Annotated in this window: 14 protein-coding genes and 1 tRNA gene; 7 read left to right on the forward strand and 8 right to left on the reverse strand. The window is 52.0% G+C overall.

The genetic code is table 11. The features are described from left to right. Window positions 1–99: 99 nt before the first annotated feature. Window positions 100–175, reverse strand: a tRNA-Lys gene (locus tag HMPREF2596_RS09905). 182 nt (window positions 176–357) lie between these two features. Here HMPREF2596_RS09905 and HMPREF2596_RS09910 point away from each other — a divergent pair. Next, complete coding sequence (locus HMPREF2596_RS09910; RefSeq protein WP_003749309.1) at window positions 358–789, forward strand: Ag473 family lipoprotein; 432 nt, start codon at window positions 358–360, stop codon at window positions 787–789. 68 nt (window positions 790–857) lie between these two features. Here the strand turns inward: HMPREF2596_RS09910 and HMPREF2596_RS09915 are convergent, their stop codons facing one another. Together HMPREF2596_RS09915 and HMPREF2596_RS09920 are read right to left on the reverse strand one after the other, a co-directional pair. Further along, window positions 858–1,832 carry a TerC family protein gene (locus tag HMPREF2596_RS09915; protein ID WP_070850920.1) on the reverse strand — a complete coding sequence of 325 codons (975 nt, stop codon included), beginning with the start codon at window positions 1,830–1,832 and terminating at the stop codon, window positions 858–860. A gap of 33 nt (window positions 1,833–1,865) precedes the next feature. Then, window positions 1,866–2,315 (reverse strand): CopD family copper resistance protein, encoded by a 450-nt coding sequence (locus HMPREF2596_RS09920; RefSeq protein ID WP_070850921.1) that lies wholly within the window; start codon window positions 2,313–2,315, stop codon window positions 1,866–1,868. A 254-nt stretch (window positions 2,316–2,569) separates the two neighbouring features. Here HMPREF2596_RS09920 and HMPREF2596_RS09925 point away from each other — a divergent pair, with 254 nt between their 5' ends. Then, window positions 2,570–2,782 carry a glycine zipper 2TM domain-containing protein gene (locus HMPREF2596_RS09925; protein ID WP_003684747.1) on the forward strand — a complete coding sequence of 71 codons (213 nt, stop codon included), beginning with the start codon at window positions 2,570–2,572 and terminating at the stop codon, window positions 2,780–2,782. A 63-nt stretch (window positions 2,783–2,845) separates the two neighbouring features. Here HMPREF2596_RS09925 and HMPREF2596_RS09930 read toward each other — a convergent pair whose 3' ends face one another. From HMPREF2596_RS09930 to HMPREF2596_RS09950, 5 genes are all read right to left on the reverse strand, one after another. Next, entirely contained in the window at window positions 2,846–3,766 is a 921-nt protein-coding gene (locus HMPREF2596_RS09930; RefSeq protein ID WP_003749313.1) for a hydrogen peroxide-inducible genes activator, read from the reverse strand. 3 nt (window positions 3,767–3,769) lie between these two features. Continuing rightward, window positions 3,770–4,033: a cell division topological specificity factor MinE gene (minE, locus tag HMPREF2596_RS09935; RefSeq protein ID WP_003680625.1), complete on the reverse strand. Its 264-nt coding sequence runs from the start codon at window positions 4,031–4,033 to the stop codon at window positions 3,770–3,772. A 3-nt stretch (window positions 4,034–4,036) separates the two neighbouring features. Next, window positions 4,037–4,852: a septum site-determining protein MinD gene (minD, locus tag HMPREF2596_RS09940; RefSeq protein WP_070850922.1), complete on the reverse strand. Its 816-nt coding sequence runs from the start codon at window positions 4,850–4,852 to the stop codon at window positions 4,037–4,039. Between the two features lie 26 nt (window positions 4,853–4,878). Continuing rightward, a complete protein-coding gene (gene minC, locus HMPREF2596_RS09945; RefSeq protein WP_063069254.1) occupies window positions 4,879–5,598 on the reverse strand; it encodes a septum site-determining protein MinC in 720 nt (239 codons plus the stop codon). A gap of 147 nt (window positions 5,599–5,745) precedes the next feature. Then, window positions 5,746–6,981, reverse strand: a complete 1,236-nt coding sequence (locus HMPREF2596_RS09950) for an FAD-binding domain-containing protein (RefSeq protein WP_070850923.1) — start codon at window positions 6,979–6,981, stop codon at window positions 5,746–5,748. 123 nt (window positions 6,982–7,104) lie between these two features. On the opposite strand from HMPREF2596_RS09950, the gene HMPREF2596_RS09955 reads away from it, so the two are divergent. The 5 genes from HMPREF2596_RS09955 to HMPREF2596_RS09975 all read left to right on the forward strand — a co-directional run bounded on the left by HMPREF2596_RS09955 (window position 7,105) and on the right by HMPREF2596_RS09975 (window position 14,980). Then, window positions 7,105–7,962 (forward strand): ATP-grasp domain-containing protein, encoded by an 858-nt coding sequence (locus tag HMPREF2596_RS09955; RefSeq protein WP_070850924.1) that lies wholly within the window; start codon window positions 7,105–7,107, stop codon window positions 7,960–7,962. 370 nt (window positions 7,963–8,332) lie between these two features. Continuing rightward, window positions 8,333–9,724: an alanine/glycine:cation symporter family protein gene (locus HMPREF2596_RS09960; RefSeq protein WP_070850925.1), complete on the forward strand. Its 1,392-nt coding sequence runs from the start codon at window positions 8,333–8,335 to the stop codon at window positions 9,722–9,724. 82 nt (window positions 9,725–9,806) lie between these two features. Beyond that, complete coding sequence (locus HMPREF2596_RS09965) at window positions 9,807–11,063, forward strand: D-amino acid dehydrogenase (RefSeq protein ID WP_070850926.1); 1,257 nt, start codon at window positions 9,807–9,809, stop codon at window positions 11,061–11,063. Between the two features lie 179 nt (window positions 11,064–11,242). Continuing rightward, complete coding sequence (gene zupT / locus HMPREF2596_RS09970) at window positions 11,243–12,052, forward strand: zinc transporter ZupT (RefSeq protein WP_002224778.1); 810 nt, start codon at window positions 11,243–11,245, stop codon at window positions 12,050–12,052. A 96-nt stretch (window positions 12,053–12,148) separates the two neighbouring features. Continuing rightward, window positions 12,149–14,980, forward strand: a complete 2,832-nt coding sequence (locus tag HMPREF2596_RS09975) for a valine--tRNA ligase (protein WP_070850927.1) — start codon at window positions 12,149–12,151, stop codon at window positions 14,978–14,980. Window positions 14,981–15,048: the final 68 nt, after the last annotated feature.

Genomic DNA, 15,048 nt, shown 5'->3' on the forward strand with positions numbered 1-15,048 from the left:
GTATATGGCTTGATTTTGAAGATAGGGGAGGTATCGTATGGAGAAGGGTTTGATAAAGATGTAAAAAAACCTGCTTTTTTCAAAGCAGGTTTTTATATTTGGTGGGTCGTGAGCGATTCGAACGCTCGACCAACGGATTAAAAGTCCGCTGCTCTACCGACTGAGCTAACGACCCGATAATCTGTGCATTATAGGGAGCTTGTTTCTTTTCGTCAACTGTTTTTTTGAAATTTTTTTCAAAAAACGTAAATCGGTTGTTATTTGGCGTTAATTCTCCCGTTTCCGAGTATTAATTATGTTATGATTTTCTAATCTGTCAGTTCTGATGGATATTTTTTAGACCAAAGGATATACAACATGAAAAAATTATTGATTGCTGCGATGATGGTGGCTGGTTTGGCTGCTTGTTCTCAAGAGGCGAAACAGGAAACTCAAGAAGCGGCTTCTGCCGTTGCTTCTGATGTAAATGCTGCTGCCGAACACGCGGCTTCTGCTGCTGATGCTGCTGCTTCCGAAGCTAAAGGCGCTGCTGAACAGGCTGTTTCTGACGCTAAAGAAGCCGGTGCCGATGCGAAGGAAACTGCGGAGAAAGCAATTTCCGATGCTAAAGAAACTACCGGTAAAGCCATCGATGGTGCTAAAGAAGCCAGCGACAAAGCTTTGGACGATGCAAAAGCTGCTGTGGGTGAAGCTAAAGACGCTGCCAAAGATGCGGCTAAAGATGCTTTGGGTAAAGCTGCCGATGCAACTCAAGAAGCTGCCGACAAATTGAAAGATGCTGCTAAATAAGCTGGTGTCCGATATTTGAAAAGGCCGTCTGAAAAATGTTTTTCAGACGGCCTTTTTGTATCGGCGGATTATTTTTTTTCTTGCTGACGCGTGTACACCAAAGAAGTCAGGATGGATGCACCCAGTGCGCCGAAGACGACGGACAGGGAAATGGAAATCGGGATATGTACCCAGTGCATAATCAGCATCTTGATACCGATAAAGCTCAATACGAAGGCCAAGCCGTATTTGAGGAAGATAAAGCGTTCGGCAAAATCCGCCAGCAAAAAGTACATGGCACGCAGGCCTAAGATGGCAAAAATGTTGGAGGTGAGGACGATGAACGGGTCGGTGGTGACGGCAAAAATAGCGGGAATGCTGTCCACGGCGAAGATGATGTCGCTCAATTCGATCATAATTAATACCAGTAAAAGCGGCGTAGCGATGCGTTTGCCGTTTTCAAGGGTAAAGAAATTTTCACCGTCAAACTGTGGGCTGGTCGGGATGACTTTTTTGAGCAGGGTCAGGATTTTGTTTTGGGAAAGGTCTTCCTCTTCTTCCGATTCGGGTTTCATCATGTGGATGCCGGTATAGAGCAGGAATGCGCCGAAAAGGTAGAGAATCCATTCAAATTGCTGTACCAGTGCCGCACCGATGAAGATCATGATGGCGCGTAGGACGATGGCGCCGAATACGCCATAGAGTAAGACGCGGTGTTGGAATTTGGGTTCAACTTTGAAGTAGCCGAAAATCATCAGGAAAACGAAGATGTTATCGACGGCAAGGGATTTTTCAAGCACATAGCCGGTGAAGAATTCGAGGATTTTTTCTTTGGCGACAACGGCCCCGTAAGCCGGGTTGCCCGCCAGTTCGAAATAGAGCCAGCCGGCAAACGCGCAGGATACGGCTACCCAAATGCCGCTCCAAGCGAGGGCTTCTTTAACGCTGACTTTGTGGGCACCGTTTTTTTTCAGCGACACCATATCGATGGCGATCATGATTAAGACGGCAATAAAGAAGATGCCGTAAAACATCGGCGAGCCGACGGACGGGTATTGGGTCATAAACAATCCTTGTGTGTGGGGGAAGGGTAAGGTTTACCAAGACAGGTAGAACATTGCTTTGGCAAAAAAGACGATAAACAGCATATGGCTGAATACGACGGCGTGTATGTATTTCGACCAGCCGACGGTGAGGGTATGCCGTGCCATTTTGACGACGGCGATGGCAAAATGTACCAAAATGCTTATTGCCAACAGGATTTTGATGCTCAGCATGATGCCGAAGGAGCTGTCGAATGGGTGGTGCAGTATCGGCAGGTAGCGGTTGTACACCATCACGATGCCGCTGATGAACAGGGTAATGACGACAGGCGGCATCACGCGGACGGCACGATGGGACATGGCACGTTCGACTTCGCGGCGCGATTCGCGCGAAACGCGGCCGGTGTGTAAAACGGAGAGGACCAGCATTTCGAAAAATACGCCGCCGACAAAGGCAATCGCGCAATAAACGTGGATGATGTGTGCCAGTGCGTAGATACTCATGACGGGTGTTTCCGGTAATTCAGACAAGTCGTCATTGTATCACTACCGAATGTGGTTGATGTATGCGCAATTTTATGCCAGATATATTAAAATTTATAAATATTCTTTTGGAATTGCCGTTTGTTTTTGCATTTAACCGTTCATCAAGAGCGTTATCTTAGTTTAATCTGTCTTTACTTATCAGAAAATATATTAATGAAAGGTTGTGCCATACTGTTCCATATACAGCTTAACCCCTGATGGAGAATCAAACCATGAAGAAAACTTTTGCAAAAACTGTGACCTTGATCATGCTGGCCGCTTCTTTGGGCGCGTGTGCCAATATGACTCAAACCCAACGCAACACTGCTGCTGGTGCGGTATTGGGCGGCGTGGCAGGTAATTTGATTGGTGGCGATACCGGCTCTACCTTGGGTGGTGCGGCTTTGGGTGGCGTTATCGGCAGTCAGGTTCATACCCGCTACTAATCCTTTATTCGGTTAAAAATAAAAAGGCCGTCTGAATGTTCAGACGGCCTTTTGTTTTACGGTTTATTCGTTGACGAACGTTACACCGGTCAGTTGCGATTGCAAAATGGCAGTGCGCAAGGCAGTCAGTGCTTTCGGACGGACAAAGTTGCGGCGATAAGCCAAAACGACACGGCGGTGCGGTGCAGTACCTTCAAACGGGATAATGCTGAAAAGCATATGGTCGTTTTCGGTCAATGCGGTAGCCGGCATGACGCTGATGGCCAGGCCGCTGGCAACCATGTGGCGGATGGTGTTGATGGAGCTGCCTTGCAGGGTATTGGTCAAGCCCTGGATTTTTTGCTTGGAAGCCAATTCGGAACAGCTTGCCAACACTTGGTCGCGCATACAGTTGCCTTCGGACAGCAGCAACACTTGTTCTTCGCTCAAAAGCTGAGGCGTAACGGCATCGAGTTCTTCAAAGTGATGTCCTTTGGGAACGATGACGAAGAAAGGTTCGTCATACAGAGGCTCGGTTACGATGCCCGGCTCTTGGAACGGTTCGGCAACGACGATTGCATCGACATCGCCGCGTTTGAGCGACTCGGTCAGGATGTGGGTATAGTTCTCTTCCAGCATCAGCGGCATTTTCGGCGCGGTTTCACGCAGCGCGGTAATGAGCTTGGGCAGAAGGTAGGGGGCAACGGTAAAAATCAGGCCGAGTTTGAACGCGCCTTCCAATTCGTTTTGCTCTTCATTGGCAAGGTGCTTGATGAGTTCTGCTTCTTCCAGAACCCGGCGGGCTTGGGCGACAATGCGCTCGCCCGCTTCGGTCGTGATGATGTCGTTGCTGCTACGGTCGAACAGGGATACCGACAGCTCTTCCTCCAGCTTTTTGATGGCGATGGAGAGGGTGGGCTGGCTGACAAAGCAGCGTCGTGCGGCACGTCCGAAGTGACGTTCTTGTGCGACGGCTACGATGTAACGCAATTCGGTCAAGGTCATGTGTTAAGCCTTTTTTTGTTCCGGCAGGGTGATGTTCAGCTCAAGAACGTCCAAGCCGTCTTGTTTCTCTTGGGAGATGCGGATGTCGTCCAATGATACGTTGACGTATTTGGACAGGACTTCCAGCAGCTCTTTGCGCAAGGTCGGCAGATAATCCGGAGCTTGGCCTTCTTGTGCGCGTTCTTGCGCGATGATGATTTGCAGGCGGTCGCGCGCGACGGTGGCGGTTTTCGGCTTTCTGCCGAACAGCATATCGAGCAGTGACATGTATTAACCTCCGAACAGTCGTTTTAAGAAACCTTTTTTCTCGGCTTCAAGGAAACGCATTTCGCGGTTTTCACCCAAGAGGCGGGCAATAACGTCTTTGTAGGCTTCGGCTGCGGCGGCATTGTCTTGGTGGATGACGGGTTCGCCGGCGTTGGAGGCCTGCAGGACGTTTTGTGATTCGGGAATCACGCCAATCAACGGGATGCGCAAGATGTCGCAGATGTCTTGTACCGACAGCATTTCGCCTTTGGCCACGCGCTCTGGGGAGTAGCGGGTAATCAGCAGGTGCTCTTTAACTGTGCCGCCTTGTTCGGCTTTGAGGGATTTGCTTTGCAAAATGCCTAAGATGCGGTCTGAGTCGCGGACGCTGGATACTTCCGGATTGGTGGTGATGATGGCTTCGTCGGCAAAGTAGAGCGCCATCAGTGCGCCTTGTTCGATACCGGCAGGGGAGTCGCAGATAATGAACTCGAAGCCCATTTTTTTGCTGGACAGCTCTTTCATCACTTTGTCGACGCCGTCGCGGGTCAACGCGTCTTTGTCGCGGGTTTGCGAGGCGGGCAGGATGTAGAGGTTTTCGCAGTTTTTGTCTTTAATCAGGGCTTGGTTGAGTGTGGCTTCGCCTTGGATGACGTTGATGAGGTCATACACGACGCGGCGTTCGCAACCCATAATCAGGTCGAGGTTGCGCAAACCGACGTCGAAGTCGATTACGGCGGTTTTGTGGCCGCGCAGGGCCAGGCCGGTTGCGATGCTGGCGCTGGTAGTGGTCTTGCCTACGCCGCCTTTACCTGAAGTTACTACGATGATTTTGGACACGATATTTCCTTTTTAAGTACTGATGTTTATTCGGCGTCGATTGCGCTGATAACCAGTCGGTTGTCTTGCAATGATACTTGTACGGGTTTTTTGTGCAGATGCTCGGGCAGGTCTTGCTCGAAGTTGCGGTAGATACCGGCAACGGAGACTAATTCGGCCTGCATGGAATGGATAAAGATGCGCGCGTTGGTATTGCCTTTTGCACCGGCCAACGCTCTGCCGCGCATGGGGGCGTAAATATGGATGTTGCCGTCGGCGATAAGTTCCGCACCTTGGCTGACGATGCCGGTAACGATGAGGTCGCCGTTTTCAGCGTAAACCTGCTGGCCGGTACGCACGGGCGTGCTGACCAATACGGTCGGATTGTTGATAACGGTGGCTTGTACGTCTTGCGGCTGCGGTGCTTGGCGCGGAGCAGATGCTGCCTGTGTGTCGGCTGCCTGGGTGGAGTTGCCTTGTTTGAAGACCAAGTGGTAACGCGCCGCCGCTGCCGCCCATGTGTCGCTGGTGTGGTGCAGCCCTAAAATTTGCATGCCGTAACGGGCAAACAGGGAAATCATGCCGCCCAAATCGATGGATTCGGGATGGTCGAAATCTTGTACGTCTAAAATGAAGGGAACGAATTCGTCTTGGGATTGGCCTGCCAGTTGGCGCAGGAATTCTTCCAATTCGGTTAGATCTGCGGTGTGCAGATGGATGGATAAGACGTCCAAACGTGACGTTTTTATGTCGAATGCGGGTTTCATTGTAATGAAATAATAAAATTTTTTAATGACGTAAGTTTACCGTGTAAATCTTGGCTATTCAATCTGTTTGGCCGTCTGAAACCAAAATATTTTGTTTGAACGTTTTTCAGCTGTATTTAGTGTGGTTTTTTGGTGTGAACGTAGGTTTCAGACGGCCTTGGGAAAGGGATAGCCGTGTGTGTCGATGTCGTCGGCGGCGGCCCACGGCGTGTGGATGAGGGTGGACGGCAGGTGCGCCAATTCGGGGAGGTAACTGCGGATGTAGCTGCCGTCGGGGTCGATTTGGTGCGAACGGTGGGCATAGCGGACGGTGGCCGTGTCTTGGGCGGCAAGGTGCCAGTTGGCTTGGTTGAGCGCAGGGTCGGTGCCGGTTTGGACGGAGGCTGTCCACGCGATGCCTTGGTTGGGGTCAAGGTTGAGCGCATGGCAGAAATAGTGGGCGCACAGCTGCTGGAGAACGGGGTGTAAGTGGCCGGTGGCTTCAAGGCTGCGGATGGAGGCGTCGATGACGGGTACGCCGGTTTGGCCGTGTCGCCAGTATTCGCGTACCGGAGCAGCATCGGTTGTTTCGGGCAGGCGGCGGTGGTAGGCAAGCTGGTAGCAGTAGTCGCGGAAAATAAGTTTGTCCAGCCACTCGAAATGTCGGTTTGCCAATCCTTCGGCGGCCAGCAGGCGCGGTGAAATGCAGCCTGCGGACAGGTAGGCATTGAGGAGGCTGGTGTTTTTTCGTGCCGGAAAATTTTGGGTAATCGGGTAGTGAACCAAATTCTGTTTGAACGCGTGCCATTGCGTTAAGGCTGCGGTTTCGCCGCCCTGTTGATAGGCAGGTAATACTGCGCCGGTATGGGCTGGAAACAGTGGAACGTTTTGTCCGGGTTGAACAGGCAATTCGGTTTCAGACGGCCTTTGTCCTGAATAAGCCTGCAACCATGCTTGTTTATAGGCGGCAAAATCGGTGTAGGGCAGGCCGTTGGCATCCATGAGGGGGGATTTGGCCAAAATGCCGCGGTCGTTGGCGTGTTGCAGGGCAATGCCTGCTCGGTCGAAATTGTGCCAGAGGTGGTTGTCTTGGCGGATTTCGGCTTCGGTGTAGGCTTCGTCTGTGATGACGGTATGGGCATTGAGCGCAGCAGCCAAGGGGAGGAGGTCTTCGTCGGAAGCGACGACATATAAAGGAATATGGTGCGCCGCCAGACGGGTATGCAGCTCTTGCGCGGCTTGATAATGGAACAGGCTTTGACGCGGATTGTGGTTTTCAGACGGCCTTTGGCTGACCCAGACGCAGGCGATGGGCAAACCGCTTGCAACGGCGGCATTAAGCGCGGCATTGTCGTGCAGGCGTAGGTTGCGGCGGAACCAGACAAGGACGTGAGCAGATTTCATGAGCATGTTCCGACGAAAAGGGGAGACCATTTTATCAGAATCGGCCTCATGTATCAGGCCGTCTGAAAAATCTTTTGGTTTGATTTCGCTATATAATTTTGGTTTTAGCAACGAGATGCAACCATGACCGAGCAAACCGTTTTGGCACTCATTACCTGCCAAACCTATCCCGAACCATCGGACAACCTGAAAACATTGGCGGCATGCTTGGAAAGCATGGGCGTGAAAACCGTATTTGATGCGTGGCAAAACCATCCGTCCGCGCCGTTTTTACTTCCTTTGTGCGCATGGGATTATGCCGCCGAACCCGAAGCCTTCCGCCAATGGCTGGAACAAGCCGAGCAGGCGGGGCAGCGTTTTATCAATCCGCCCGAGCTGATGGCTTGGAATATGGAAAAGACTTATTTGTGCGATTTGGCGGCGCGTGGCGCGCAAGTGATTCCCAGCATGTTCGTTCCCGCGCACAAAGACAAATTGGCCGATATTCTGAACCAACAAGGTTGGACGGAAGCGGTCATCAAGCCGGCATTTGGGCAGAGCGGCAAAGGCGTGGTTAAAGTTTGTGCGGACGCATTGGACGTGAACATGGCGGATTATCCGCAAGGCATGATTGTTCAACCGTATATCCGCGAAATCGAAACAGCAGGCGAAACATCGCTGGTGTTTTTCAACGGCGTATTCAGCCATGCCGTGCGCCGTCAGCCGCCACAAGGCGAATGGCGCGCCAACTCGGCCTATGGTGTGTCGGTATTCGGTATCGAGCCGCCCGAGTTTGTCATCCGTGCCGCGCAAGACGTACTGGCTGCTTTGCCGAAAATGCCGGTTTACGCCCGAGTGGACGGTACATTGGTCGGCGACACCTTCCTGCTCAATGAATTGGAACTCATCGAGCCCGCCCTGTATTTGCACACCAGCGAAGGCGCGCCGGAACGCTTTGCCCGAGTGTTGGCGCAGTTGCTTGGGCAACATTCATCAACCTGACTTTATCAATATAAATAGCAAGCCTCAGGCCGTCTGAAAACCATCTTTCAGACGGCCTGAGGCTTTTTTTAAACAAGATTTGCGTGTTTGTATTTTTCAATAATGTGCCATTTGTCGATTGTGTCATTTTAATTGTTGCAGTCTTAATTGATGGTTGGTTAACTTTCATTTGGCATTTTATCTCGGCCGCAGCCTTTATTTTTAGCGGATTGTAAACAATCTGACCGGTCTAAATAGATATCTTTTTAGGGTAAAACCTCAAAAATCTTTTTAAAAAGAAAGATATTGTCTTATTGAATATTCTGTGCTGAAATTACATGACACTACAAAAAGTAGTGCATAAAAAATAAAACAGACAAAGGAGAAAGCCATGCAATTGTTTTTAGACAATCTCAAAGCCTTTTTCGAAACCATCAGCGGCTGGGTCTGGGGACCTATTATGTTGATGCTGCTGGTCGGTACGGGCATTTTGCTGACCGTGTTGCTGAAAGGCTTGCAGTTCACCATGTTGGGTTATGCGCTGAAGCAGGCGTTTGTGCCGTCAAAGAAGCATGAAGACGGTGAAGACCACGAAGGCGATATTTCCCATTTTGCGGCGTTGATGACCGCTCTGTCTGCCACCATCGGCACGGGTAACATCGCCGGTGTGGCGACTGCGGTGGTAACCGGCGGCCCGGGCGCGGTATTTTGGATGTGGATGACCGCCATTTTCGGCATGGCCACTAAATACGGCGAGGGCGTGTTGGCGGTGAAATACCGCGTCACCAATTCTAAAGGCGAAATGTCCGGCGGCCCGATGTATTACATTGAAAAAGGCTTGGGCAAAAACTGGAAATGGATGGCCGTCGCATTTGCGCTGTTCGGCACATTCGCTTCCTTCGGTATCGGCAGCTCGGTGCAGTCCAACTCGGTTGCGCAGGCAGTACAAACCAGCTTTGGTGTCGAACCTGCCTACACCGGCGTGGCCTTGACCGTATTAACGGCCATCGTGCTTTTGGGCGGCATTAAGGGCATCGCCAAAGCCGCGTCCTTTATCGTGCCTGCCATGGCCGTGTTTTATGTAGTGGGCGGTATTTCCATTATTGTCGTGAATTCTGACGCGCTGATGCCCGCCGTCAAACTGATTTTCTCCGATGCGTTCAGCGCGCAGGCAGTGGCGGGCGGCGCTATCGGCACGGTAATCCGCTACGGCGTGGCACGTGGTGTGTTCTCCAATGAGGCAGGTATGGGTTCTGCGCCGATTGCCGCCGCTGCTGCGAAAACCGACCATCCCGTCCGTCAGGCTTTGGTTTCCATGACCGGTACGTTTTTGGACACCATCGTCGTTTGTTCGATTACCGGTATCGTGTTGGTCATGGGTCTGCTCGGCGCAGGCGGTGAGTTTGTTAAACCTGAATTGAGCGGCGCGGCGCTGACAACCGTCACTTTCCAAAAAATGCTGCCCGGTATCGGCGGCTGGATTGTCACCATCGGCCTGATTTTCTTTGCCTACTCAACCATTCTCGGCTGGTGTTATTACGGCGAGAAATGCGCGGTGTACGTTTTCGGCGAACGCTTTGCCGGACTGTACCGCGTGGGTTATGTTTCTTCCGTCATGCTGGGTACCGTGTTGAGCCTTGATTTGGTGTGGCTGGCTTCGGACACATTTAACGGCTTGATGGCCTTGCCCAACCTGATTGCGCTTTTGTTGATGGCTAAAGTCATCGTCAATGAAACGAGCGACTTCAAACAAAAAATCAAAAACGGCGAATTGCCGCATTAATATCTAAGGCCGTCTGAAACGGAATATTCAGACGGCCCGATGGATATCAGTTTGTTTTGAAAAAAGTCAGAGGAGGAGAAAAATGAAAGTGCTTGTTTTAGGTGCCGGAGTAGCAGGCGTATCTTCCGCGTGGTATCTGGCAGAGGCAGGACATGAAGTAACGGTCATCGACCGCGCCGAGGGCGTGGCGATGGAAACCAGTTTTGCCAATGCAGGCCAGCTCTCTTACGGCTATACCACGCCCTGGGCTGCACCTGGCATCCCGACCAAAGCGCTGAAATGGCTGTTTAAAAGCCATCCGCCTTTGCTGTTTCGCCCCGATGGCAGCCTGTATCAAATCGAATGGCTGTGGCAAATGCTGCAAAACTGCACGGCAGCGCGCTATCAAATCAATAAAGAGCGCATGGTCAGGATTTCCGAATACAGCCGTGAAATGTTCCGCCGTTTTGAAGCGCAAACCGGCATGAATTTTGAGGGGCGCAAAAAAGGGACGTTGCAGATTTTCCGTCAGGCTAAAGAAGTCAAAGCGGCAGAACAAGACATTGCCGTTTTGGAACGATACGGCGTGCCCTACCGCCGTCTGAAACCCGAAGAATGCGCAGAATTCGAGCCTGCGCTGGCGCGCGTTACCGCAAAAATTGCCGGCGGCCTGCATCTGCCTGCAGATGCGACCGGCGACTGCCACCTCTTCACTGAAAACCTATACAAATTGTGTCAGGAGAAGGGCGTACAGTTTCATTTCAACCAAACCATCCGCCGCATCGACCACAACGGGCTGCGCATCAAAGCCGTTGAAACCGAAACAGAACGGTTTGAAGCAGATGCCTTCGTCTGCGCGCTCGGCTGCTTTAGCAGGACTGTGTTGGCGCAGTTGGATCTCAATCTGCCCATTTATCCCGTCAAAGGCTATTCCTTGACCCTGCCGGTCACAAATTCCGACGGCGCACCGGTGTCCACCGTTTTAGATGAAAGCTACAAAGTCGCCATCACGCGCTTTGACAACAGAATCCGCGTCGGCGGCATGGCGGAATTGTCGGGCTACGAAATCAAACTGCCCGAAAAACGCCGCGAAACCTTGGCTTTGGTCGTCAACGACTTGTTCCCAGAAGGCGGTGATTTGAGTCAGGCATTGTTCTGGAGCGGCCTCCGACCGATGACGCCCGACAGCACGCCGTTAATCGGGCGCACCCGTTTTGAAAACCTGTTCCTGAATACAGGCCACGGCACTTTGGGCTGGACCATGTCGCTGGGTTCGGCAAAATTGACCGCCGATATCGTGAGCGGCAAAGACACCGAAATCCGCAGCGACGACTTGAGCCTGTCGCGCTATCAGGCTTAAGCTGGAAAGCGATAAGGTTAGCGGCATTTCAAACGTAAAGGCCGTCTGAAAACCATTTTTCAGACGGCCTTTTGTTTTAAAATCCGGGTATCCAATCAATAAAATAAATAATAACTATTATCATACGCATTAAAAAGTGTTAGTCTGAACCTGTCCCAGCTTTTAGCGCAGGTTTTCTCATGCCCGATTTTTCGATGTCCAATTTGGCCGTTGCCTTTTCCATCACGTTGGCTGCCGGTTTGTTTACCGTATTAGGCAGCGGTTTGGTGATGTTTTCCAAAACGCCCAATCCGCGCGTGTTGTCGTTTGGTTTGGCATTTGCCGGCGGTGCGATGGTGTATGTTTCCCTGACGGAGATTTTCAGTAAATCCAGCGAGGCGTTTGCTGAAATTTATGATAAAGACCACGCGTTTGCGGCGGCGACCATGGCATTTTTGGCCGGGATGGGCGGCATCGCGCTGATTGACCGCCTGGTGCCGAACCCGCATGAAACTTTAGATGCGCAAGACCCGTCGTTTCAAGAAAGCAAACGCCGCCATATCGCGCGAGTCGGCATGATGGCGGCGTTTGCGATTACGGCGCACAATTTCCCCGAAGGTTTGGCGACATTTTTTGCCACCTTGGAAAATCCGGCGGTCGGGATGCCTTTGGCCTTGGCGATTGCCATCCATAATATTCCGGAGGGCATTTCCATCGCCGCACCGGTTTATTTTGCCACCCGAAGCCGTAAGAAAACGGTATGGGCATGTCTGTTATCCGGCTTGGCTGAGCCTTTGGGGGCGGCTTTGGGCTATTTGGTTTTGCAGCCGTTTTTGTCGCCTGCCGTGTTTGGCTCGGTGTTCGGCGTGATAGCCGGCGTGATGGTGTTTTTGGCGTTGGACGAGCTGTTGCCGGCCGCCAAACGCTATTCAGACGGCCACGAAACCGTTTATGGCCTGACAACGGGCATGGCAGTGATTGCCGTCAGCCTGGTATTGTTCCATTTTTAAAACCCGTATGCCAAAGGCCGTCTGAAATGATTCAGACGGCCTTTTTGCGTTATAATCCGCACATCAAAAATAACCTTAATTTCACAAAGTTCCATCATGTTAGACAAATACAATCCAGCCGAAATCGAATCCAAACATTATCAAAACTGGGAAAAGCAGGGCTATTTCCAACCTGATATGGATTTGACCAAACCGTCTTTCTCCATCCAACTGCCGCCGCCCAACGTTACCGGCACGCTGCACATGGGCCATGCCTTCAACCAAACCATCATGGACGGCCTGACCCGCTACTACCGTATGAAAGGCTGCAACACCGCCTGGATTCCGGGCACAGACCACGCGGGCATCGCCACGCAAATCGTGGTCGAGCGCCAGCTTGCCGCGCAAAACGTGTCCCGTCATGACTTGGGCCGCGAAAAATTCTTGGAAAAAGTATGGGAATGGAAAGAAGTTTCCGGCGGCACGATTACCCAACAAATGCGCCGCGTGGGCTGTTCTGCCGACTGGACGCGCGAATATTTCACGATGGACGACGTGCGCGCCGAAACCGTGACCGAAGTGTTCGTGCGCCTGTATGAACAAGGCTTGATTTACCGCGGCAAACGCTTGGTGAACTGGGATCCGGTATTGGGTACCGCAGTGTCTGATTTGGAAGTGGAAAGCGTGGAAGAACAAGGCTCTATGTGGCACATCCGCTATCCGCTGGCCGACAATCCTGCCGAAGCCGTTATCGTGGCGACCACCCGTCCTGAAACGCTGCTGGGCGACGTGGCCGTTGCCGTCAATCCTGAAGACGAACGTTATACCCATTTAATCGGCAAAGAATTGATCCTGCCGCTGACCGGCCGTACTATCCCCGTGATTGCCGATGAATACGTTGAAAAAGACTTCGGCACCGGTTGCGTGAAAATCACGCCTGCGCACGACTTCAACGACTATGAAATCGGTAAACGCCACGACACGCGCCTGATTAATGTGTTTGACTTGGAAGCCAAAGTGTTGGCAAACGCCGAAGTGTTCAACTTCAAAGGCGAAGCGCAACAAGGCTTTGCCCTGCCTGAAAAATACGCAGGTTTAGACCGCTTTGCCGCGCGCAAACAAATGGTTGCCGATTTGCAGGAACAAGGCTTCTTGGTTGAAATCAAACCGCACACGCTGATGACGCCGAAAGGCGACCGTACCGGCTCAGTGATTGAGCCGATGCTGACCAGCCAATGGTTTGTCGCCATGTCCGCCACGCCAAACGGCGGCGAGCCTGACAGCGAATTCAAAGGCTTGAGCCTCGCCGACAAAGCCAAAAAAGCCGTCGACAGCGGCGCAGTGCGCTTTATCCCCGAAAACTGGGTCAATACCTACAACCAATGGATGAACAACATCCAAGACTGGTGTATCTCACGCCAACTGTGGTGGGGTCATCAAATCCCTGCATGGTACGACAACGAAGGCAATGTGTATGTTGCCCGCAATCAGGAAGAAGCCGAAAAACAAGCCGGCAAAACCGGTTTGACCCGCGAAGAAGACGTATTGGACACATGGTTCTCCTCCGCGCTTGTGCCATTTTCCACACTCGGCTGGCCGTCTGAAACCGACGAACTCAAATCCTTCCTGCCGTCCAATGTCTTGGTCACCGGCTACGAAATTATCTTCTTCTGGGTGGCGCGCATGATTATGATGACCACCCACTTCACCGGCAAAGTACCGTTTAAAGACGTGTACATCCACGGCATCGTGCGCGACCATGAAGGCAAAAAAATGTCCAAATCCGAAGGCAACGTCATCGACCCTGTGGATTTGATCGACGGCATCGACTTGGAAAAACTGCTGGTGAAACGCACGACCGGCCTGCGTAAACCTGAAACCGCGCCGAAAGTGGAAGAAGCCACGAAAAAACTCTTCCCCGAAGGCATTCCGAGCATGGGTGCGGACGCATTGCGCTTCACCATGGCAAGCTACGCCAGCTTGGGTCGCAGCGTGAACTTCGACTTCAAACGTGCCGAAGGTTACCGCAACTTCTGCAACAAATTGTGGAACGCCACCAACTTCGTGTTGATGAACACCGAAGACAAAGACTGCGGTCAAGACGAAATGCAGCCGTTGGCGTTTACCTTCGCCGACCAATGGATTATCGGCAAACTGCAACAAGCCGAAGTCGCCGTTGCCGAAGCCTTTGAAACCTACCGCTTCGACCTTGCCGCGCAAACGCTGTACGAATTCGTGTGGAACGAATATTGCGACTGGTACATCGAGCTGGCAAAAGTGCAAATCCAAACCGGCTGCCCGACAACCCAGCGCACCACACGCCGAACCCTCGTGCGCGTACTCGAAACCATCCTGCGCCTGCTGCACCCAATCATGCCGTTCATTACCGAAGAGCTGTGGCAGGTCGTTGCGCCTCTGGCGAATGCCAAAACCGCCGACAGCATCATGTTGGCCGCCTATCCGCAAGCCGATAAAGAACAAATCGTTCAGACGGCCTTCGACAAAATGGCCGCATTGAAAGACTTGGTGGAAGAAGTGCGCAAGCTGCGCGGCGAAATGGGTATCGCGCCAAACGTCAAAGCGCCGCTCTTCGTCGAAGGCAGCGCAGAACTCGAAGGCCTGCTCAAATACCTGCCGTCGCTGACTCGACTGACCGAAGCCAAGCTGGTGGACAGCCTGCCCGAAGCAGACGACGCACCTGTCGCCGTCTGCAACGGCGCGCGCCTGATGCTGAAAGTCGAAATCGACAAAGCCGCCGAAACCGCCCGTTTGAGCAAAGAAGCCGAGAAGCTGCAAAAAGCCTTGGACAAACTCAACGCCAAACTCTCCAAACCCGGCTACACCGAAAAAGCCCCGGCGCATTTGGTGGAAAAAGACAAAGCCGATTTGGCGGAATTGGAAGACAAAATGGCGAAAGTTCAAACTCAGTTGGCGAAGTTGAAAGACTGATTTTGATTGAATAGACAAGGCCGTCTGAAGAATGTTTTTTCAGACGGCCTTTTTCTTTTTCTCAATCC

This window comes from Neisseria sp. HMSC078C12, assembly GCF_001838065.1.
In the GTDB taxonomy this organism is placed as follows: Bacteria; Pseudomonadota; Gammaproteobacteria; order Burkholderiales; family Neisseriaceae; genus Neisseria.